The sequence below is a fragment of the Varibaculum cambriense genome, from assembly GCF_032557235.1.
Classification (GTDB): Bacteria; Actinomycetota; Actinomycetes; order Actinomycetales; family Actinomycetaceae; genus Varibaculum; species Varibaculum cambriense_C.
Genome location: NZ_JAWGMB010000004.1, coordinates 56396 through 76984, shown reverse-complemented (window position 1 = coordinate 76984; position 20589 = coordinate 56396). Strand labels below are relative to the sequence as shown.

The following is a 20589-nucleotide window of genomic DNA, read 5'->3' as shown; positions in this document are numbered from 1 at the left end:
ATGTGGATGAAAAACTGGTAGTTAAAGGGGCACGGGAACACAATCTGCGCAACGTGGGGATTGAGATTCCGCGTGACAAGATGGTCGTGTTTACCGGACTTTCTGGCTCGGGCAAGTCCTCACTGGCCTTCGATACCATATTCGCTGAAGGGCAGCGCCGGTACGTAGAGTCCCTCTCCTCCTATGCTCGCCAGTTTTTAGGGCGCCTGGATAAGCCAGATGTGGATTTTATTGCGGGGCTATCCCCGGCGGTTTCTATCGATCAAAAATCTACCTCCCGGAATCCGCGTTCTACCGTCGGTACTATTACCGAGGTCTACGACTACCTACGTTTACTTTATGCCCGCGCCGGGCAGGCTTACTGCCCGGTGTGTGGTGAAAAAATCCAGGCGCAAACCGCGCAGCAAATAGTGGATCGCCTGCTAACTCTGCCGGAAAAAACCCGTTTCCAGATTTTGGCTCCGGTGGTGCGCGGACGCAAAGGTGAATACACCGAGCTTTTCGCCGAGCTAGTTACCCAGGGGTTCTCGGCGGCAGTGGTGGACGGGGAAACCGTGCGCCTGACCCAGCCTCCGAAGCTGGAGCGCAAAATTAAGCATGATATTTTTGTGCGGGTAGATCGCCTGGTGATGAAGGAAGGCGTGCGCACCCGGCTTTCGGATTCGATAGAAACTGCTCTGAAACTGGCAGACGGACTGGTAGTTGTGGATTTTGTGGATCGAGAGGCATCTGATCCCGAGCGTTCCCGGCGTTTTTCTGAAAACCGCGCCTGCCCCAACGATCACCCCTTACAGCTGGAGGAAATAGAGCCGCGAACTTTTTCTTTTAATGCCCCCTATGGGGCTTGCCCGGATTGTTCGGGCTTAGGGTCTCATCTGGAAGTAGATCCGGAACTGGTGGTTCCCAACCCGGAGCTTTCAATTTCTGAGGGCGCTATTGCTCCCTGGTCAACTAAAAATAAATACTTAATGCATATGGTCGCGGGGCTAGGGGAGGAACTAGGCTTCGATCTGGATACTCCTTTCCGCAAGCTATCGGCCTCCCAGCAGACAGCTCTTTTACGGGGACGCGATTACCAGGTAAAAGTAAAGTTCCGAAATCGTTGGGGACGAATGCGCACCTATTCTTCCGGATTCGAGGGTGCGATCCCTTGGATTATGCGCAAACGGGAGGAAACTGAATCCGAGATAATGCGCGCGCGGTACGAAGGATATATGCGCCAAGTTCCCTGCTCTACCTGCCACGGGGATCGTCTCAAGCCGGAAGTTCTGGCAGTAAAAATTGGGGAACTAAATATCGCGGAGTTAACCAAACTGTCGATTTCTGCCAGCGGCAAATACTTGTCGGAAGTAGAACTGACAGGACCGGCCAAGAAAATAGCCGAGCCGATATTGAAAGAAGTACAGGTACGCCTGCAGTTCTTACAAGATGTGGGTCTAGGCTATTTAACCTTGGCGCGGGGAGCAGCTACGCTCTCAGGGGGCGAAGCCCAGCGGATTCGTCTCGCCACTCAGATTGGTTCCGGTCTGGTAGGGGTACTTTATGTGCTTGATGAGCCCTCTATTGGGTTACACCAGCGTGATAACCACAAACTAATCGAAACCCTAAAGAAGCTCCGCGACCTCGGAAACACTTTGTTGGTAGTAGAACATGACGAGGACACTATCCGCGCTAGCGACTGGATAGTCGATATCGGGCCGGAAGCCGGAGAACACGGGGGAGAAGTCCTCTACTCGGGGCCGATAACGGGGATTGCTGACTGTAAGCGCTCTTTGACCGGACAGTATTTAACCGGTAAAAAGCAGATTGCAGTCCCCAAAAAACGGCGCAAGATTGAAAAAGAACGACAAATAAAAATTATGGGGGCGGGGGAGAATAACCTTAAGAATCTAGACGTTTCGATTCCTCTAGGTAAGTTAGTGCTGGTTACCGGGGTATCAGGCTCTGGAAAATCTACTTTGATTAACCAGATAATGTATGAAGCCTTAGCGGCAAAGTTGCAGCGCAAAAAAGTAGTTCCCGGTCGCCATAAAGGAATTGAAGGCCTGGAACATTTGGACAAGGTGGTACACGTAGACCAAAGTCCGATTGGACGCAATCCCCGCTCTAACCCCGCCACCTATACCGGGGTCTGGGATGCGGTGCGCTCCCTCTTTGCCCAAACCCCCGAGGCACAGCTACGCGGATACGGGCCGGGGCGTTTTTCTTTCAACGTAAAAGGAGGACGCTGTGAGGCTTGTAAAGGAGATGGCACGCTTAAGATTGAAATGAACTTCCTGCCGGATGTGTATGTACCTTGCGAGGTATGCGAGGGCGCCCGCTATAACCAGGAAACATTAGAAATAAAATACCGGGGCAAATCCGTAGCCGAAGTGCTCGATATGCCAATAAGCGAAGCGGCAGAGTTTTTTGCGCCGATAAACAAGATTTCTCGTCACCTGAACACCCTGGTAGAGGTGGGATTAGGGTATCTACGCCTCGGGCAAAGCGCCACCACCCTTTCCGGTGGGGAAGCCCAGCGGGTAAAACTAGCCAGTGAACTGCAGCGCCGCTCCAATGGACGCACTATTTATGTCCTTGACGAACCCACCACCGGGCTACACCTGGAAGATATTCGCAAATTAATGCTGGTTCTGCAGTCGTTGGTAGATAAGGGGAACTCGGTCATCGTAATCGAGCATAATCTTGACGTAATTAAGTGTGCCGATTGGGTAATCGATTTAGGTCCGGAGGGCGGAGACGGCGGGGGAACTTTGGTCGCCCAAGGTACCCCGGAACAAGTAGCCAAAGTGAATACTTCCTACACCGGGCAGTACCTGCGTGAGATGTTGAAGTGACCTTAACTTGAGTGAGCCACAAGTAACACTGGCGCTCTTACTTCACGTTGTTGTCTTTTCTGCTGTGCTAATCTACGGAAAAGAGAAACCTATTTTGAATTGGAGATTCGCCAATGGGAGCTCCCCTTATCGATCTAATGCAATTCACTTCGGTGTCCGCCGCAGTCCTTGATCGGGCTCGCAGACGCCCTCGGCAAATAGCGGTCGAACGTCCTTCTGCACTGGGAGCAGCTTGGGAAAAAATCTCCGCGTCTTCGTTAGGAGACGCTATCCGAGCAGCTGGGTTAGGTTGGATCGGTTTGGGGCTCAAACCGGGAGATGCGGTCTCTATTTTGGGATCCACCTCTTATGAGTGGATGGTTATGGATCTGGGCGCGCAAGCCGCGGGACTGGTAACGGTACCAATTTATGAAACCGACTCTTATGAGCAAGTAAAGTGGATCACCCAAAAAGCCCAGGTAAAGGCGGTTATTACTGATTCTACGGTACAAGCCAATATGATCCGTCAGTTGGATAAAGAACCCGAACTAACTGGGCAAATCTCGGTGGTTTTCTCTCTAGATGATTCGGGATTTACCCGTCTGTTAGAGCATGGGCGCACAATCTCCCCAGCTAAGCTAGATGAACGTTTAGAACAAATAAGACTTGATGACCTATGCACTATCGTTTTTACTTCCGGGACTACCGGGCGTCCCAAGGGAGTGGAAATCACTCACGCCAACTTTTTGCGCCCCCTAAATGCCGTAATCGAGCGAAAAAGTTGGAATGAATGGATTTTTGATCCCGGCGCCCGGGTGATTTACTTCTTACCGGTAACCCACGTACTCGCGCGTTTCCTGGGGTATCAGCAGCTGGTAGGCCATGGTACCGCTGCGTTCTTGCCAAATCCGAAGACTATCGTGCAAGATATGCAGACGTTTAAACCGAATGCGCTGCTAGTGGTACCCAGGGTGCTGGAGAAAATCTATAACGCTGCCGATGCCACCGCTGGTTCCGGGATAAAGCTGCGGATTTTCCGGATGGCAGCACGCACTGCCGAACAGTGGGCGCGCCTGCAAGAGTCGGGGGAAGAGGTTTCTTTCGGACAAAAAGTTAAGATTCGCCTTGCGCGGCGGCTAGTTTTAAATAAGATTCGTAAGCTTATGGGCGGGAACTTACAGGGGATTGTCTCTGGGGGAGCACCCATGGCCGAGCGGCTCGGCCGGTTCTTTATCGGATGCGGAATCGAAGTCTTGCAAGGCTATGGCGCTACCGAAACCACCGGACCGTTGACTATGTCTGACCGAATCGGTAACAAAACTGGATACGTGGGACACGCGCTACTGTGCAACGAAGTGCGTTTGGGCGAGGGCGGCGAGCTGCAGGCACGGGGCGGCTCGATTATGCGAGGTTATCACGGGGAACCAGAACTCACCAAGGAAGCGTTTACCGAGGACGGATGGCTAAAAACCGGAGATATTGCGCAGATTGATACGGATGGAAACGTTAAAATAACTGGAAGAGCCAAAGAAATTATTGTGACTGCCGGGGGGAAGAATGTAGCCCCCGAAGTTCTAGAAGAACGCCTGAAGGGTCATCCTCTAATCTCGCAGGTGATGGTGGTAGGAGATAATAAGCCCTTCGTAGCCGCCCTAGTCACTCTAGATAAAGAAATGCTACCTACCTGGCTAAAGAATCACGGTATGGTGCAGATGGATGTTACCCGCGCGGCTCGGGATCCCCGGGTACTGGAAGCCCTACAGCGGGCAGTCCAACGTACCAATCGGGCAGTGTCACGGGCAGAATCTATCCGGAAGATCAAAATAATTACTACCGATTGGACTACCGAGAACGGAATGCTGACTCCGTCGCTAAAAATCAAGCGTAATCGAATTCGCTCTATCTATCGGGAACAAATCGAGGATCTCTACGCCAAGACGGATAAGAAATAACGCCGGTTCTCTTTCGCATGTGGCGAAGCTAGGCAGTCCATAACCGCTTAAGCAGATCAGCCGGCCTATAAGCCGGGTTCTGTACTGGCAAAGCCAGCGGCGACCATCTATCTACGACGTACGTTACCGAACGCCTGAAGCAACCTACCCGCAAGTTAAAAGCGGACCACTCAACTTGCTGCTTGGTCTTGCTCCGGATGGGGTTTACCTAGCTGGCCAAGTCACCTTGACCACTGGTGGTCTCTTACACCGCCTTTTCACCCTTACCAACGCTAAGCGTGGCGGTTTGTTTTCTGCGGCACTAGCCCGCGGGTCACCCCGGGTGGCTGTTAGCCATCATCCTGTCCTGTGGAGCCCGGACTTTCCTCGACTATCGCTAGCCGCGGCCGCCCGGCCGACTGATCCGGGTCAATAATACCCAAATCCGCCCGCTAATCGAAAGCAAAGTGCCAGCGGATGGCTGCTCCAAGCTAAATGGAGGAACTGATTATTCCCGGGTTGCTAGACTGTAAGACATGGTTGCCTATATAGATATTCACCCAGTTAATCCCCAAGCGCGGCTAATCACGAAAGCTGCCGACATAATTAGAGATGGAGGCGTGATCGCTTACCCCACAGATTCCGGTTACGCCCTCGGCTGCAAACTTGGAAATAAAGCGGGGCTGGAACGGATTCAAACTATCCGCAAGCTGCCTAAAACCCATAACTTCACCCTGATTTGCCATGATTTTAAGCAACTGGGGAAGTTGGTAATCGTTGACAATTCAGCGTTTAAGCTGATAAATCGGCTTACCCCCGGGCCGTTTACCTTTATTATGAAGGGCGATAAGGCGGTGCCGCGGATTATGGTTAATCCCAAGAAAAAAACCGTGGGGGCACGAATTCCTAATCATGTAACTACTTTGGCTCTGGTAGAAGAATTGGGGGAGCCTCTAATGTCCTCTACTTTGATTTTGCCGGACAAGGAAGTTCCAGAAGCTAACGGCTGGGAAATCCGCGATGAGATTGGTTACCTGTTAGATGCAGTTATCGAAGGGCCGGTAGAAGAAGCTCGCCCCACCACGGTTATTGATCTGAGCGGCCAAGTGCCCGAGGTAGTACGTCAGGGTGCCGGTGATCTTTCGGATGTAATGATCTAGTGGATCTTTTTCAGCAGGCCGCGCTCAACGAACAGGGGATCCCCGCGTTCTCTGACTCCGCTCCCTTGGCAGTGCGGATGCGTCCACTCAGTATTGACGAGGTAGTGGGGCAAGCACATTTGCTGGAGCCGGGTTCTCCCTTGCGACGGCTTTTAGAACCTCAAGGCAGCGCCGGACAGGTTAGCTCTATTATTTTTTACGGGCCGCCGGGCACTGGGAAAACCACGCTTGCCTACCTGGTAGCCACCGCCTCGCAGCGTAACTTCGTGGAAGTTAGTGCGGTTTCTGCCGGGGTTAAAGAAGTACGGGCAGTTATAAAGCAGGCACGCGAGCAGCTGCGCGCTACCGGTAAACAAACCGTGCTTTTTGTTGACGAGGTACATCGTTTTTCTAAGTCCCAGCAAGATGCACTGCTGCCGGCGGTGGAAAATTCTTGGGTTATTTTGGTAGCTGCCACTACCGAGAATCCTTCCTTTTCCGTAGTTTCACCGTTGCTTTCGCGCTCTTTGCTGCTCACTTTAAACCCGCTAAACAAGCAGGATGTTAAAGGAGTACTGCGGCGCGCCCTCACCGATGAACGCGGACTGAAAGGCAAGGTAACTGCTGACGAGGACGCTTTAAATCGCCTCGCGGATCTAGGGGGAGCCGATGGACGCAAAGCTCTGACCTTACTAGAGGCCGCCGCTGAGGGGGCGTTAACGGCTGGACGTAGCACCCTCAGCACTGAAGACATCGCTCGCGCCGCTGATACTGCGATAGTGAAATATGATCGCGATGACCACTATGACGTTATCAGTGCCTTCATTAAATCCATGCGTGGTTCCGACGTCGATGCTACCTTGCATTACTTGGCACGCATGATCGAAGGGGGAGAAGACCCGCGTTTTATTGCCCGCAGAATCATGATTTGTGCCAGCGAGGACGTGGGAATGGCAGATCCTAAGGCTCTGGAAGTCGCGGTAGCAGCTGCCCAGGCTGTCCAGATGGTTGGAATGCCGGAGGGACGGATTATTTTGGCGCAGGCCGCTATCGCGGTTGCTACCGCCCCGAAATCTAATGCCTCCTATCTGGGTATCGAAGCTGCCATTAAAGATGTGCGTGCCGGGAAAAGCGACCCGGTACCAAGCCATCTGCGTGATTCTCATTACGCTGATGCTAAAAAAATGGGAGTGTCTGGATATAAATATGCGCATGATTATCCGCACCATATCGTGAATCAAACTTATCTACCTGCATCTTTAGTTGGAACTCAGTATTATTACCCGACCGATAACGGCTACGAAGATTTGGTGTCTAAGCGTTTGCATACCATTCGAAGCATTTTGGCAAATGGCAATGGTAAGCAAAAATAAGCTAGTCTAAAACAGTTGTTTACAGACAACCCTGGGGTCTTAGCCCGCGTGGTGACCCCACCGGCAATACCGGTGAATGAAAATTGAAAACACATACAGGAGAAAACTAAATGGCAAATAAACGTGCACGTAAGCAGGTTCGGCTATCTCGCGCTCTGGGGATCGCGCTGACCCCCAAGGCGCAGCGTTACTTCGACCGTCGCCCCTATGGGCCTGGTGAGCATGGACGGGCTCGCCGTCGCAGCGAATCTGACTACGCGATCCGTTTGAAGGAAAAACAGCGTCTGCGCGCCCAATACAATATCCGCGAGGCTCAGATGCACCGCCTATTCGAAGAGGCGCGGCGGATTAAGGGCATGACCGGTGAAAACCTGATCGTACTGCTAGAGTCCCGTTTGGATGCCCTGGTCTTACGTTCTGGTTTTGCCCGCACCATGCCACAGGCTCGCCAGACAGTAGTTCACCGTCACGTGCTGGTCGATGGCAAACAGGTTGACCGCCCCTCCTACCGGGTAAAGCCCGGTCAGGTTATCCAGATTTGCCCCAAGTCCCAGACTAAAGATCCCTTTATTGTGGCGGCAGCCGGTTCTCACCGCGATGTGCTACCGGATGTGCCCCCCTATTTGGATGTGAACTTAGAACAGCTACAGGCAACCTATTTGCGTTTGCCTGAGCGCGATGAAATCCCGGTAGTCTGCGATCTGCAGATGGTAGTTGAGCACTACTCACGCTAAGTAATTATTCTTGTTGCCTGATGCCTCCCGATTTTTCGGGAGGCATCAGGCATATCTTGCTTGGTTCTGACACTGATGCTCGGTAGGGTAAAATTCAGCTATACACAAGCATTCTTTAGGAAGGAAGAACAATGAGCGTGGGTGAGGTTGCTTCATTAATCGCCGCTTTAGCGTTTTTGCTGCTGGTAGTGTTGCTGGCGATACCGCTATGGAAGCTGGGGAAAGTATTTGACCAGCTTCAAGGATCAATTAAGCAGGTAGCAGCGGATACTGGCGATACCGTTAAGGAAGTTTCCCAAACAGTACGGGATGCCAACGCCCAGTTGGTGCGGGTCGATGCAGTAACCACTTCCGCAGCGCAGGTTGCACAAGATATCTCTGCAGTTTCTACCTTGGTTTCTTCTACCTTTGCCGGCCCTTTGATTAAGCTCTCTGCGTTTTCTTATGCCGCTCGGAGAATGTTTAACCGGAAAGGGCAAGACTAATGAAGAAACTAGTGAAACTGGGAATCGCCGTGGCGGTTGTGGGTGCTATTGCCTATTCGATACCCCCGGTACGTGAGCGGATACAAGCTGCCGGGGCCGGTTTCCAGAAAGATTTTGAAGTCCGAGAAAGACAATTGCGGGCGGCGTTAATGCCACAAACCACCCCCTTAAGTTAATCGCATGTTCAATAGGAGGTAGCTCCTCCTCACTAAGATCTAGAGGCATAATGCAAACTTCTGAAATTCGTTCCCGTTGGCTCGACTATTTTGCAAAACAAAATCATCATTTAGCAGATTCAGTTCCCCTGGTATCCCCAGATAAATCGATTCTGTTCACTATCGCGGGAATGGTGCCGTTCATTCCCTATATTGTAGGAACCGAGCCGGCACCTTGGCCGCGGGTCGCCAGTGTGCAAAAGTGCATCCGCACCAACGATATTGAAGAAGTTGGTAAAACTACCAGGCATGGAACTTTTTTCCAAATGTGCGGGAACTTTAGTTTCGGTGACTATTTCAAACAGGGTGCCTCCACCATGGCCTGGGATCTGCTCACCGGTTCTGTCGACGAAGGCAAATACGGCCTGGATGGCGATAAATTGTGGGTAACTATTTGGGAAAACGATGCTGAAGCCGAGGACATATGGCTGAACCAAATCGGCCTCGACCCGATGCATCTACAAAAGCTGCCGCGCGAAGAAATCTTTTGGGATACTGGGCAGCCCGGTCCGGCCGGACCTTGCGCTGAAATCCACTTTGATCGTGGAAACGGCTACGGTCCGGAAGGCGGTCCGGAAGTAGATACCGCTGGCGACCGCTACCTGGAACTGTGGAACCTGGTTTTTGATCAATACTTACGTGGTGAAGGACGCGGTAAAGACTATCCGCTACTCGGCGAGCTAGATAAGAAATGTATTGATACCGGGTTAGGTTTGGAGCGTCTGGCGTTTTTGCTGCAAGGCAAAGACAATATGTACGAGATTGACCAGGTTTTCCCGGTGATTGAAAAGGCTCAGGAGCTGTCTGGGAAACGCTACACGCAGGGAAAGACTTCCAATGATCCTAATGATATCCGGATGCGAGTGGTAGCTGACCACGTGCGAAGCGCTTTAATGCTCATTGGGGATGGGGTGCGTCCCGGTAATGATGGTCGCGGATATGTACTGCGTCGCCTGATTCGCCGAGTAGTCCGCGCCATGCGTCTCTTAGGGGTAGAAAAACCGGTTTTTCCGGATCTTTTGCCGGTTTCAAAGCGTGAAATGGCAGCCTCCTACCCCGAATTAGACCGGGATTGGGAAACCATTTCTACTGTGGCTTACGAGGAAGAAGAGGCTTTTAGGCGCACGCTAGAGTCCGGAACCTTAATTTTTGACCAGGCGGTATCGCAGATAAAGAAACGCCGCGCTACCGAACTATCTGGTAAAGATGCCTTTACTCTGCACGATACCTATGGTTTTCCAATTGATCTCACGATTGAGATGGCCGCTGAACACGGTATTGAGGTCGATCGCGAGAAGTTCACCGAGTTAATGCAGGAACAAAAGAACCGTGCCCGCGAAGATGCTCGGGCTAAAAAGACTGGGCACGTGGATGCGCGTATTTATCATGAACTGGAAGCTGAACTCGGTCACGAAGTCGAGTTCGTGGGATATACCGAAGACAGCTGCAACGCCAAAGTGATTGGACTGCTAGCTGATGGCCAGGCAGTACCGGCTGTTTCTGCGGGTAGCAACGTCGAAATCGTCTTAGATGCCACTCCGTTTTATGCGGAAATGGGCGGACAGCTAGCTGATCACGGAGTGATCCGTTCCTTCCAGGGAGCTAAGTTTAAGGTCGAAGATGTGCAAAGTCCGGTCGCCGGTCTGCGGGTACATCGCGGAACTCTGGAAACGGGACAACTCGCAGTAGGCGACGAAGTGGTGGCCGCGATTGATACCGCTCGCCGCCAAGCGATTGCCCGTTCCCATACGGCAACCCATATGCTACATAAGGCGTTGCAAGAAACTTTAGGCGCCCAAGCCACCCAGGCAGGCAGTGAAAATAACGAAAACCGTCTGCGTTTTGATTTCCACCACGGTAAATCTCTAAATGATGATCAAACTGAGCAGATTTTTGATCGGATTAATGATCAGCTGCGTGAAAATCTGCCGGTTAATACTGAGATTATGTCATTAGAAGATGCCAAAAAGTCGGGTGCTACCGCGTTATTCGGGGAAAAATATGGGCAAGAAGTTCGGGTAGTTGATATTGGCAACGGCTGGGATCGCGAGCTTTGCGGCGGTACCCACATGCCAACCACCGGATACCTGGGACAGGTAGTTTTGATGTCTGAAAGCTCTATCGGGTCAGGGGTTAGGAGAATCGAGGCTCTAGTAGCCGATAAAGCCGCTGATTTTCAGGCAAAAGAGCATGAACTAATTACCCAAATCGCCAAGATTATGGGAACTAAACCAGAAATGATTCCTGCCCGAATCGATGATGCACTACTTCGCCTGCGTCATGCACAAAAAGAACTAAACCGCCTGCAGCAAGAAAATCTCTTATCCCGGGTAGGGGAGTTAGCGGCCTCTGCCAAAGAGATTGCCGGAAAGCGAGTAATCAGCTTTAATGCCGGTCACGTGCCGGGGGAAGCCCTGAGGGTACTAGCCGAGGCGCTGCGCCAACATCTACATGACGCTAATGCAGTAGTGGCAGTAGGGGGCGTATTTAAAGATCGCCCCTCGGTAGTTGTTGCCACTACCGCTAGCGCTCGCGAAAAAGGACTTAAAGCCGGGAATTTGGTGAAGATTGCTGCCCAAACCATGGGAGGCGGCGGAGGAGGACGCCCCGACTTGGCACAAGGCGGGGGTAAAGACGCAGGTAAGCTTGCTGAGGCTCTGCAAGCGATTGAACGCGAGATTGCCAATAGCTGATGCGTACTGGCGTCAGACTGGCGATAGATCTGGGTACTAGGCGCATCGGGGTGGCTCGCTCCGATGCGGCAGGTATCTTGGCGTTGCCGGTGGAAACTGTTTACCGTGACGGCGGGCAAGAACTGTTTCGCATCACGGAATTGGTAGCTGAGTATAATGCCAAGGAAATCATCATTGGCCTGCCGCGTTTACTCAGTGGTAAAGAGGGCAAAAATGCCGCCGACGTGCGCGCGTGGGGCGCCGAGTTGGAACAGCTGTTACCAACTTGTAACATAAGACTTGTAGATGAACGGCTCACCTCGGTGAGTGCTCATCAGCAGTTGCGCTCTGCCGGAGTTGGAGGGCGTGACCATAAGAGCGTCGTAGACCAACAGGCTGCAGTGCTAATCCTGGAGCAGGCGCTTGAGATAGAACGGCGAACCGGACGTCCCCCGGGATTGCCACTGGCTAACGGATCTGAAAGCGAGGGAGCCTGATGAGCCGGGAGGAAGAAACTGCTGAGGCTAGGAGGCATTTTCCATCCCGCCGCGCCGATAAAAACAGCGTAGCGGAGCCTTCACAAAAGCCGGATTCTGCTAACCTCGACAGCTATTGGGAAGGGGAGTCTGAAGCGACTGCTCCTTCTCGGTCTGCCGTTACTGGACGCAGTGCCCGGCGGAAAGCTAGCCGTAAAAAGCGTACTATTGCGGCAGTGGTAATCCTGGTTGTCATTGGATTAATCGCTGGTGCCTCGGTTATCGCTGCCAAAGAACTCGGAGGAATTAGCAAAATAATTTCTGGGGGTGAAGACTATGAAGGTAAAGGCACCGGGGAAGTAATCATCGAGATTCCGGAAGGTGCCTCGGGCAAAACTATCGGAGGAATCCTCGAAAAAGAAGGAGTAATCGCGGACGCGGGAGTATTTGCCGACATATTTAAGAAGAATTCTTTGGCACAAGGGGTGCAAGCTGGACGATTCCGAATGCACAAACGGATGTCTTCCCGAGAAGCCCTGGCAATGCTGCTAGATCCCACCTCCAAAGCAGATATTAAGGTAACTATTCCCCCCGGGTTTACCGTTAAGCAGATTAAGACCCGCTTGGAAGAAACTGCCGGTTTCGACGCTGATCAGGTGGCTGAAGCCTTCGTAGATCCCGCCGAATACGGTATTCCCGGGCAAAGTGAAGAGTCTTTCGAAGGCTGGCTAGCTCCCGATACCTATACCGTTTCCACCAAACAGAGCGTAAAAGATCTGGTAAAAACCATGGTGGACACCCAGATTAAACGCTTAGATGAGGCGGGAGTGGCTCCCGAGCAGCGAGCGGGCGTCCTCATTAAGGCTTCCATCTTAGAAAAAGAAGTCAACCTCGAAAAGTATTACGCCCAGGTAGCTAGGGTTATAGAAAACCGTCTCCAAGATAATCCGGATACTCACGGATTCTTACAAATGGATTCCACGGTTGTTTATGGCCTCGGCCGCTCGGGGGGAATTCCCAGTAGCCAGGATCTAAAACAAGACACTCCGTATAACACTTATAAGCATAAGGGACTGCCCCCAACTGCAATCGGAACCGTAGGGCTAAAAGCACTGCAAGCAGCGGTGAAACCCGCAGATGGTAAATGGCTCTACTTCACCACGGTCAATCTGGACAGTGGGGAAACTAAGTTTGCCCTCACTTTAGAAGAGCAGAAGAAGAACGTGGAGGAACTTAAGCAGTGGTGCCAGAAAAACCAGGGCAAATGCAAACGCTAACTCCCTGGGCAGCGGTAATCGGATCACCGATTCACCATTCTCTGTCTCCAGTTCTCCATCTGGCCGCCTATCGGGATCTCGGGCTAAATATTGACTATCGCCGGATAGAGGTCAACAAGGATACGGTGGAGCCATTTTTGGCCAGCTGGCCAGAGGGACTAGTGGGGCTGTCGGTAACTATGCCTTTAAAACAGGTGATTATTCCCCTGCTATCCCAGGTCGATGGGCTAGCAAAAGCAGTGGGAGCTGTAAATACCGTAGTACCCTTCCCGGGAGGAGTTACCGCCGGATTTAACACCGATGTTTATGGGCTGGTGGCAGCCATTAAAGAGGCTAAGGGCCCAGATTTCAGCCCCGAAAAAGCGGTCATAGTAGGATCTGGGGCTACTGCTTCTTCGGCGCTAGCAGCTTTAGCCGAACTTGAAGCCGCTCAGATTAATCTGCTGGCTCGCAGAGTATCGGGGACAGGTAACGCCCTTCAGGCAGCGACCCGGTTAGGAATTGATCCCGGATATATTCCCCTGGCCGCCAGTGATAAAGCCCGAGAAACCTTGCAGGCAGCGGAGTTGATTATTTCCACCGTTCCCCGCGAAGTTCTGGATAGCTTTTATAAAACTATTTCCTTTAACCCGGCTCAAACCGTATTAGACATTGTGTATGACCCTTGGCCGAGTGAACTGGTAAAACAAGCTCGCAGCGGCGGCGCCAGTATCATTTCCGGCAAATCCATGCTGCTACATCAAGCCCAAATGCAGGTTAAGTTATTTACTTCCCGCACTCCCAATCTAGAAGCTATGCGAACGGCTCTTAAGGAGGCATAACGGCATGAAAATGCAATTGTTAGTCCTAATTATCGCGCTAATATTCGCGGGAGTTGGAAACCTGGCATATGGGTTACCCAAGGTAGATAAGTATTTTCGCCTTTCTGGACGGGTGAGAGCATTTTGGAATAAACCGTGGGTGATAGGTCTAATAGCTGGGGTTGCGGTAGGAACTGCAGTAATTATTCGGTTCGGATCAATTAATTTACTGCTACTGTTTCCTTTACTTACCCTGGGGACAGTGCTTGCAGTTATAGATGCGGGCACCCAAAGGCTCCCGCGCTCGATGACTCTAGCTTTCTTGATCCTGGTGGTAACAGCCGTTATTTTGGCGGGTTTCATTACCGGACAGTGGGTAAAACCGGCTTATGCTCTCATCGTAGCGATCGGAAGCTTTATCCTGCTGCTCCCGGGTACTTTTGTACGTCACGGTATCGGTGCCGGTGATTTGCGGTTAGTTCCCCTCCTGGTGGGATTGGCTACCTGCTCTTCTTGGCATTGCCTATTGGTTATGGGGATCCTTTCCGTAGTAGGTAGCGGCCTGTGGGCACTTTATCTGGTGATAGCAAAGAAGGCCAGCGGTTCTACCCGCTTTGCTTTCGGGCCGTGGCTGCTAGCAGCCACCTATATCGCTCTGCTTGTGGTTCCTCGCTAGAAAACTTGGTTTTTTAGCCGGTGGCTTAGCTGTTCTAGAAGTGGAAAGCTAAACCGGAAAAAATGGTTCCATGAAAGAATGAAGCCATGTTGAAATGGATGAGCGCCGGCGAATCACATGGCCCCACGCTGGTAGGAATCTTGGAAGGAATGCCCGCAGGGGTAGAGATCACGACCGCAAAAGTCGCCGAGTATTTAGCCAGTCGGCGCGCCGGTTACGGGCGCGGAGCCCGCCAAAAGTTTGAGCAGGATCGAGCCCATTTGGTAGGCGGGGTGATCAGAGGAAAGACTACCGGAGCTCCCATAGCATTGCTGATAGACAATAGCGAATGGCCAAAATGGGAAACGGTGATGAGCCCGGATCCGGTAGATCCGCAGGCACTAAAAATCGATGCCGGCCAAGGCGACCAGCGGGAAATTGCTCGCAATAAACCTTTGACTCGTCCTCGCCCCGGACATGCGGATCTTGCGGGAATGCTGGCCTATGATCTGGAAGAGGCTCGCCCGGTTTTAGAGCGTGCCAGCGCCCGAGAAACTGCGATGCGAGTGGGACTGGGAGCCTTCGCTCAAGAATTCTTAAAACAAGCCGGCGGAATAGAGCTGATTTCCTACGTAACTCAAATTGGAAAAGCCGAGCTACCGGTCAATTATCCAGTACCTAACTTGAATCAACAGGACAGCCTAGCCGAAAACCCGGTGCGCTGTCCGGATAAAACCGTTAGCGATCAAATGATTTCCCAGATCGATGAGGCTAAGAAAAATGGCGACACTATTGGGGGCAGTGTAGAGGTAGCTGCCTATGGGGTGCCGATTGGTCTCGGCACCCATGTGGCGGCAGACCGGCGCTTAGATACTCGTTTAGCGGCAGCTCTCATGTCGATCCCCGCGGTGAAAACCGTAAAAATAGGCGATGGCAGCCAGCCTTACCTGCCGGGGTCAGCGGCTCATGACGAGATTGTTCGGGCAGAAAACGGCGAAATAACCAGAGATTCCAACCATGCGGGCGGGATCGAAGGTGGCATGTCGAACGGACAGCTAATCCGGGTCAGTTGCGCCTTCAAACCGATCTCTACCGTACCTCGGGCTTTGCGCAGTATTGATCTGGCAAGCGGGGAAGAAAGCCGGGCGATTCATCAACGTTCCGATACTTGCGCGGTAGTTCCCGGGGCGGTTATCGCCCAAGCACAGGTGGCGTTAGTCCTCGCAGACGCTTTGCTGGAGCATGTGGGGGGATATTCCGTAGATCAGGTACGCGAGAACCTGCAGGCCTACAAAAAGCGCGTGGAGGCGAGGCTATGACTAGCCAAAAACAAATAGTCTTTATTGGTTTGCCTGGAAGCGGTAAAACCTCGGTAGGCAGGCTCGTGGCCTCGCGTTTAGCTTGTTCCTTCCGCGATGCTGATCAAGTGCTTAGCGAGCAGACAGGAATGTCCATCCCCGACATTTTTGCTACCCGCGGTGAGGACGGCTTTCGAGAGCTAGAAGTAAAGACTATTGCGGAACTACTCGCTAGCAACACTGCGGTTCTAGCTCTGGGAGGAGGCGCGCTCACCCGGGAGGAAACTCGGTTAGCGCTGGCAGGTAAAGATGTGGTTTTCCTAGATGTTTCACCTTCTCAAGCGGCTGCCCGCGTGGGGAAAGGCACTAACCGTCCCCTTTTAGCTGATGCAGACAGTACCAGTGGGAAGCTAGCACAATTAGCAGCTCAGCGCCGTGACAGCTACCTGGAGGCTGCTACCTTAATCGTTCCCGCTGACGGTACTCTTAGCGAAGTCTCCTCCGCGGTAATGCGGGGATTAGGCAGAAAAGAGCAACTCCCGGTTCGCCGGTACAACCTGGGTACTTTGGCTGCTCTACCGGCGCAGTTTAAGGGAACCTCGCGGGTGATTCCGGTAACTTCCGGTGCAGGATACCAGGTCATTGTGGGGCAGGGGGCAGGAGCCGCCCTTACTCAGATGCTACAAGCGCGTCCTCGGAAAGTATTCTTAATCTATCCGCCGCCACTTGCTGGCGCTGCCCGTAACTTAGCTACTAGCCTCACCCAATCTGGACAAGTTTTAAAACTATTCGAGCACCCGGATGGAGAAGGAGCCAAGAATATCCGGATTGTGGAAGATGCCTGGCGCTGTCTGGGTGAAAACCATTTTTCTCGCGAGGACGCGGTGGTGGCGCTAGGAGGCGGAGCGACTACCGATATGGCGGGCTTCGTAGCTGCCACCTGGCTGCGGGGAATTGAATTAATTAACCTACCAACTTCTTTGTTGGCTATGGTAGATGCGGCCATAGGAGGCAAAACCGGAATCAACACTTCCCTAGGGAAGAATCTGGTGGGATCGTTTTATCCGCCAAGCGCCGTCATTTGTGACCTCGATTATTTGCATACGCTACCGCCTCGGCAGTTACGTGCCGGCTTAGCAGAGGTCATTAAATGCGGGTTTATTGCGGATCATAAAATATTGCAGCTGCTAGATGGTCACCTTCCCGACCAGCTCACGGGCTTTCCTGCCACTGTGGAAGAAGTAATTAGCCGCGCCATTAATGTTAAGTCCAAAGTCGTTAGCCAAGACCTGCGGGAAGGGGGCATGCGGGAGTGTCTAAACTATGGCCATACCCTCGCTCATGCGATAGAAAAGGCAAGTAGCTACCAAGTGCTACATGGGGAAGCGGTGGCCATCGGGATGGTGTTTGCTGCCCAGGTGGCGGTGGAAATGGATCTGCTCACGCCCTCGCAAATGCAAAATCAACGCCGCCAGATTGCCGCGGCGGGGTTGCCGACCGTTTGCCCGAAATATCCCTTTGAGCAACTGGTTAAAATCATGGCTTCGGATAAGAAAGTTCGCGGGGGAGTTATCCGCATGGTACTCACCGACCGTACCGGACAGATTCAGGTCACTCCAATTACGGATTACCAGCTACTACAGCGAACTTTTAATGCTATAAACCGGGCTGATACTGTGGCGGACTCCACCTCCTTTCCGAGCCAGGTGCCGTCAAATGAATAGGATTGTATTCTTGATTGGGCTGCCTGGAAGCGGAAAATCTACTATCGGGCAAGCGCTAGCAAAAAACTTCGGGTGGAACCTGGTTGCTACCGATAGGGAGGTAGCCGCCAGATTGCAGGTTGCGGCAGATACTGCGCTGCTAACAGTGGGAGAGGATCGCTATCGCGAGGTCGAACGGGAAGTTTTGCGTGATCTCTTGCGTGATCTGCCCCGCGAAAACACCATCGTTGATTGTGGCTCGGGTGCCTTAGATAACCCGCAAACCTTGAGCGAGCTGAAAGACTTGCCTGGTGTTGAAGTACTGGAACTGGTGATTGACCTGTCAACTATGGCCGATCGCGCCGGGCTTAATCGCCCTCGCTCCCTAGGATTAGGGATGCCGCGGGCGTGGCTGCGTCAGATGGGGCAGCAGCGACGCCAGCGGTGGCAGATTCTGCATCCCTTAACGGTAGAAGTTTCGGATTTATCGCAAGCGCAAGCGCTGAAAAAAGTGGCTGCGGCTTTGAATCTAGGAGGTGAAAGTACCGGTTAGGGGCAATATTTTCCACCGTCGCGCGATTAAAGTAAAGTAGTAACGATTGATTTTGACTTGGGGGTATTAAGTTGGCGACAACAAATGATTTGAAAAACGGTCTGGTACTAAAGCTTGACAACCAGTTATGGCAGGTTGTGGAGTTTCAGCATGTAAAACCGGGTAAAGGCCCGGCTTTTGTGCGTACCAAGATCAAGAATGTTTTGAGTGGCAAAACGGTTGATCGTACCTTTAATGCCGGGGTAAAAGTTGAGACCGCAACGGTTGATCGCCGGGATATGACCTACCTGTACCAAGATGGTACTGATTTCGTCTTTATGGATGACGACACCTATGAGCAAGTGATGATTACCTCGGAAATCGTAGGGGACGCCAAGAACTTCCTAATTGAAAATCAGCGCGCCGTTGTCGCTTTTCATGACGAACAGGTATTGTTCCTGGAGCTGCCCGCCTCGGTAATTATGCAGATTACCCATACAGAGCCTTGGCTGCAGGGTAACCGTTCTTCGGCGGGAACCAAACCGGCGACCGTAGAGACTGGTTACGAAGTTCAGGTTCCGCTGTTTGTGGAAGAGGGCGAGAAAATCAAGGTAGATACTCGTTCGGGTGATTATATTTCCCGGGTTAAGGAATAGTGGCCAGTGTCCAAGAATCGGCTATCTCGGCGTACTAAAGCACGGCGACGGGCAGTTGATACCCTTTACGAAGCGAATCTCAAAGATCTAGATCAAGACCCGGAGGATTTGCGGGAGCTGGTACTTCAGAGACAACATCTCACTACCGCGCAAACCACCTTGCCTGATTATGCGGCAGAGATTGCCGAGGGCGTGGCTGAGCATCTTTTCGATATCGACATGACGCTCAGCCAGTATTCTCGGGCATGGGCGCTGGATCGCATGCCCAAACCGGATCTAGCGATTTTGCGTTGCGCAGTGTGGGAGATTCTTTACAATGAGGATGTTCCCTGGAAGATTGCAGTAGACGAAGCGGTAGGTACCGCGCGAGCGATTTCCACTCCGGAATCACCGGACTTTATTAACGGAGTGCTAGATGCTATCGGGCGCTCCACTGACAATAATTCAAGTGAGTAGTAGCCCTTGAGGCATAAAACTGACGCTTACGTCCTCGCCAGCATGGCTGCACTCAACTTTTAGGAGGCAGCTATGAGCGCAATAGTTTTCCGCGGCGCAAATATCCTGGGGGAAAATCGCGCCGATATTTTGGTGGAGGGCGAAGAAATCCGCCAGGTCGGCGCAGATTTGTCGGTAGAGGCCGGCACGGGGGTTAGCGAAGTTGATGCCCAGGGTCTACTAGCGCTGCCTGGACTGGTGGATTTGCATACCCATTTGCGTGAACCCGGCGGGTGCGACGCTGAAACTGTCGACACTGGCACTGCCGCGGCCGCTAAAGGTGGATATACCGCAGTTTTCGCCATGGCGAATACCACCCCTACCCAAGACTGCCCCCAGGTAGTCGAGCAAGTCCTGGATTTAGGGCGTCGGGCCGACCGAGTAGATGTCCATCCAGTGGGCGCAGTCACTAAGAATCTGGCGGGCAAAGAGCTCTCGGATCTTAAGGGAATGCACCAGTCGCGGGCAGCGGTAAACGTGTTTAGTGACGATGGCAAATGCGTTTTCGATCCGTTGCTGATGCGGCAGGCTCTAGAGATTGTCCGCGATTTTGACGGGGTGATTGCCCAGCATTCCCAAGAGCCGCGCCTGACTGAAGACTCGCAAATGAACGAGTCCTATTTAGCGGAAGAACTAGGGCTCAAAGGCTGGCCGACCGTTGCGGAAGAGATGATTATTGCCCGCGATATTTTGCTTTCTCTCTACCTGGATGTGCGAGTTCACGTCTGCCATCTGTCAAGCGCCAGGGCGGTAGAACTCGTGCGCTGGGGCAAATCTCAAGGTGCACGCATAAGTGCTGAGGCCACGCCCCATCACCTGTTCCTCACCCAGGAAGAAGTAAGAGGGCGCGATCCACTATTTAAAGTAAATCCGCCGCTACGCTCGCAAAAAGACGTGGAGGCAGTGCAGGCAGGATTAGCAGACGGCACCATTGACCTGGTCGGTACCGATCATGCTCCGCATCCGCGTCGGCTCAAAGACTGCGATTTCGAATGCGGTGCTTTTGGGATGATCGGACTGGAAACTGCACTGGCGGTGGTGGCTACTACTATGGTGCACAGCGGAAAAATGACTTGGCGTGATCTGGCACGCGTCATGTCGGTTACCCCGGCAAGAATTGGCAAAGCCGCGGGGCAGGGAGTCGAAATCACTCCCGGATCGGTAGCAAATCTCTGCTTTGTATCTGCCGATACTTCCTGGCAAGTACGCCGCGAGACCCAAGTATCTCGCTCCGATAACACTCCTTTTGTGGGCAAGGAACTGCTGGGGCAGGTGCGACACACTATCTATCGGGGCAAACCCACAGTATTAGCTGGACAGTTACAGTTTTAA

At 52.5% G+C, this 20589-nt stretch carries 18 protein-coding genes and 1 other RNA gene; 18 read left to right on the top strand and 1 reads right to left on the bottom strand.

From position 1 onward, the window contains the following. Window positions 1-2: 2 nt before the first annotated feature. A complete protein-coding gene (gene uvrA / locus E6072_RS04450) occupies window positions 3-2837 on the top strand; it encodes an excinuclease ABC subunit UvrA (protein WP_316694037.1) in 2835 nt (944 codons plus the stop codon). A 113-nt stretch (window positions 2838-2950) separates the two neighbouring features. Beyond that, window positions 2951-4768, top strand: coding sequence for an AMP-dependent synthetase/ligase (locus E6072_RS04445; RefSeq protein WP_316694035.1), 1818 nt, complete (start codon window positions 2951-2953; stop codon window positions 4766-4768). A 52-nt stretch (window positions 4769-4820) separates the two neighbouring features. On the opposite strand, the gene rnpB is transcribed toward E6072_RS04445, so the two are convergent. Continuing rightward, window positions 4821-5170, bottom strand: an RNA gene (gene rnpB, locus E6072_RS04440) — RNase P RNA component class A. A gap of 113 nt (window positions 5171-5283) precedes the next feature. Between rnpB and E6072_RS04435 the strand changes: the two genes are divergently transcribed. From E6072_RS04435 to E6072_RS04360, 16 genes are all read left to right on the top strand, one after another. After that, window positions 5284-5907 (top strand): L-threonylcarbamoyladenylate synthase, encoded by a 624-nt coding sequence (locus E6072_RS04435; RefSeq protein WP_316694033.1) that lies wholly within the window; start codon window positions 5284-5286, stop codon window positions 5905-5907. Beyond that, on the top strand, window positions 5907-7259 hold the full coding sequence (locus E6072_RS04430; RefSeq protein WP_316694032.1) for a replication-associated recombination protein A: 1353 nt from the start codon (window positions 5907-5909) through the stop codon (window positions 7257-7259). The genes E6072_RS04435 and E6072_RS04430 overlap by 1 nt, the downstream gene beginning before the upstream one ends. A 110-nt stretch (window positions 7260-7369) precedes the next feature. Continuing rightward, window positions 7370-7993 (top strand): 30S ribosomal protein S4, encoded by a 624-nt coding sequence (gene rpsD, locus E6072_RS04425; RefSeq protein WP_316694030.1) that lies wholly within the window; start codon window positions 7370-7372, stop codon window positions 7991-7993. Window positions 7994-8124: 131 nt separating this feature from the next. Then, window positions 8125-8478 (top strand): DUF948 domain-containing protein, encoded by a 354-nt coding sequence (locus tag E6072_RS04420; RefSeq protein ID WP_316694028.1) that lies wholly within the window; start codon window positions 8125-8127, stop codon window positions 8476-8478. Next, window positions 8478-8654, top strand: a complete 177-nt coding sequence (locus E6072_RS04415) for a hypothetical protein (RefSeq protein ID WP_316694026.1) — start codon at window positions 8478-8480, stop codon at window positions 8652-8654. The genes E6072_RS04420 and E6072_RS04415 overlap by 1 nt, the downstream gene beginning before the upstream one ends. Window positions 8655-8704: 50 nt before the next feature. Beyond that, window positions 8705-11386 carry an alanine--tRNA ligase gene (gene alaS, locus E6072_RS04410; RefSeq protein WP_316694024.1) on the top strand — a complete coding sequence of 894 codons (2682 nt, stop codon included), beginning with the start codon at window positions 8705-8707 and terminating at the stop codon, window positions 11384-11386. Next, window positions 11386-11862 (top strand): Holliday junction resolvase RuvX, encoded by a 477-nt coding sequence (gene ruvX, locus E6072_RS04405; protein ID WP_316694023.1) that lies wholly within the window; start codon window positions 11386-11388, stop codon window positions 11860-11862. The genes alaS and ruvX overlap by 1 nt, the downstream gene beginning before the upstream one ends. Continuing rightward, complete coding sequence (gene mltG, locus E6072_RS04400; protein WP_316694022.1) at window positions 11862-13118, top strand: endolytic transglycosylase MltG; 1257 nt, start codon at window positions 11862-11864, stop codon at window positions 13116-13118. The genes ruvX and mltG overlap by 1 nt, the downstream gene beginning before the upstream one ends. Beyond that, the gene (locus tag E6072_RS04395) at window positions 13106-13939 is read left to right on the top strand and encodes a shikimate dehydrogenase (protein ID WP_316694021.1); all 834 of its coding nucleotides are present in this window, start codon (window positions 13106-13108) and stop codon (window positions 13937-13939) included. The genes mltG and E6072_RS04395 overlap by 13 nt, the downstream gene beginning before the upstream one ends. Window positions 13940-13943: 4 nt before the next feature. After that, window positions 13944-14594, top strand: a complete 651-nt coding sequence (locus tag E6072_RS04390) for a prepilin peptidase (RefSeq protein WP_316694019.1) — start codon at window positions 13944-13946, stop codon at window positions 14592-14594. 86 nt (window positions 14595-14680) lie between these two features. Further along, entirely contained in the window at window positions 14681-15892 is a 1212-nt protein-coding gene (gene aroC, locus E6072_RS04385) for a chorismate synthase (RefSeq protein ID WP_316694017.1), read from the top strand. Beyond that, entirely contained in the window at window positions 15889-17595 is a 1707-nt protein-coding gene (gene aroB, locus E6072_RS04380; RefSeq protein ID WP_316694015.1) for a 3-dehydroquinate synthase, read from the top strand. Before aroC ends, aroB begins: the two co-directional genes overlap by 4 nt. Continuing rightward, a complete protein-coding gene (locus E6072_RS04375; RefSeq protein WP_316694013.1) occupies window positions 17588-18127 on the top strand; it encodes a shikimate kinase in 540 nt (179 codons plus the stop codon). Before aroB ends, E6072_RS04375 begins: the two co-directional genes overlap by 8 nt. A gap of 71 nt (window positions 18128-18198) precedes the next feature. Beyond that, window positions 18199-18762, top strand: a complete 564-nt coding sequence (gene efp / locus E6072_RS04370) for an elongation factor P (protein ID WP_278605516.1) — start codon at window positions 18199-18201, stop codon at window positions 18760-18762. A 6-nt stretch (window positions 18763-18768) separates the two neighbouring features. Beyond that, window positions 18769-19218 (top strand): transcription antitermination factor NusB, encoded by a 450-nt coding sequence (nusB, locus tag E6072_RS04365; RefSeq protein ID WP_316694011.1) that lies wholly within the window; start codon window positions 18769-18771, stop codon window positions 19216-19218. A gap of 72 nt (window positions 19219-19290) precedes the next feature. Continuing rightward, window positions 19291-20589 (top strand): dihydroorotase, encoded by a 1299-nt coding sequence (locus tag E6072_RS04360; RefSeq protein WP_316694010.1) that lies wholly within the window; start codon window positions 19291-19293, stop codon window positions 20587-20589.

What these genes read in the sequence shown, in the direction of transcription:
- E6072_RS04390 (WP_316694019.1), top strand. Translation starts at nt 13,944, where the DNA reads ATGAAAATGCAATTGTTAGTCCTAATTATCGCGCTAATATTCGCGGGA.
- alaS (WP_316694024.1), top strand. Translation starts at nt 8,705, where the DNA reads ATGCAAACTTCTGAAATTCGTTCCCGTTGGCTCGACTATTTTGCAAAA.
- ruvX (WP_316694023.1), top strand. Translation starts at nt 11,386, where the DNA reads ATGCGTACTGGCGTCAGACTGGCGATAGATCTGGGTACTAGGCGCATC.
- E6072_RS04435 (WP_316694033.1), top strand. Translation starts at nt 5,284, where the DNA reads ATGGTTGCCTATATAGATATTCACCCAGTTAATCCCCAAGCGCGGCTA.
- aroB (WP_316694015.1), top strand. Translation starts at nt 15,889, where the DNA reads ATGACTAGCCAAAAACAAATAGTCTTTATTGGTTTGCCTGGAAGCGGT.
- E6072_RS04420 (WP_316694028.1), top strand. Translation starts at nt 8,125, where the DNA reads ATGAGCGTGGGTGAGGTTGCTTCATTAATCGCCGCTTTAGCGTTTTTG.
- E6072_RS04445 (WP_316694035.1), top strand. Translation starts at nt 2,951, where the DNA reads ATGGGAGCTCCCCTTATCGATCTAATGCAATTCACTTCGGTGTCCGCC.
- mltG (WP_316694022.1), top strand. Translation starts at nt 11,862, where the DNA reads ATGAGCCGGGAGGAAGAAACTGCTGAGGCTAGGAGGCATTTTCCATCC.
- rpsD (WP_316694030.1), top strand. Translation starts at nt 7,370, where the DNA reads ATGGCAAATAAACGTGCACGTAAGCAGGTTCGGCTATCTCGCGCTCTG.
- E6072_RS04360 (WP_316694010.1), top strand. Translation starts at nt 19,291, where the DNA reads ATGAGCGCAATAGTTTTCCGCGGCGCAAATATCCTGGGGGAAAATCGC.
- aroC (WP_316694017.1), top strand. Translation starts at nt 14,681, where the DNA reads ATGTTGAAATGGATGAGCGCCGGCGAATCACATGGCCCCACGCTGGTA.
- E6072_RS04375 (WP_316694013.1), top strand. Translation starts at nt 17,588, where the DNA reads ATGAATAGGATTGTATTCTTGATTGGGCTGCCTGGAAGCGGAAAATCT.
- E6072_RS04395 (WP_316694021.1), top strand. Translation starts at nt 13,106, where the DNA reads ATGCAAACGCTAACTCCCTGGGCAGCGGTAATCGGATCACCGATTCAC.
- E6072_RS04415 (WP_316694026.1), top strand. Translation starts at nt 8,478, where the DNA reads ATGAAGAAACTAGTGAAACTGGGAATCGCCGTGGCGGTTGTGGGTGCT.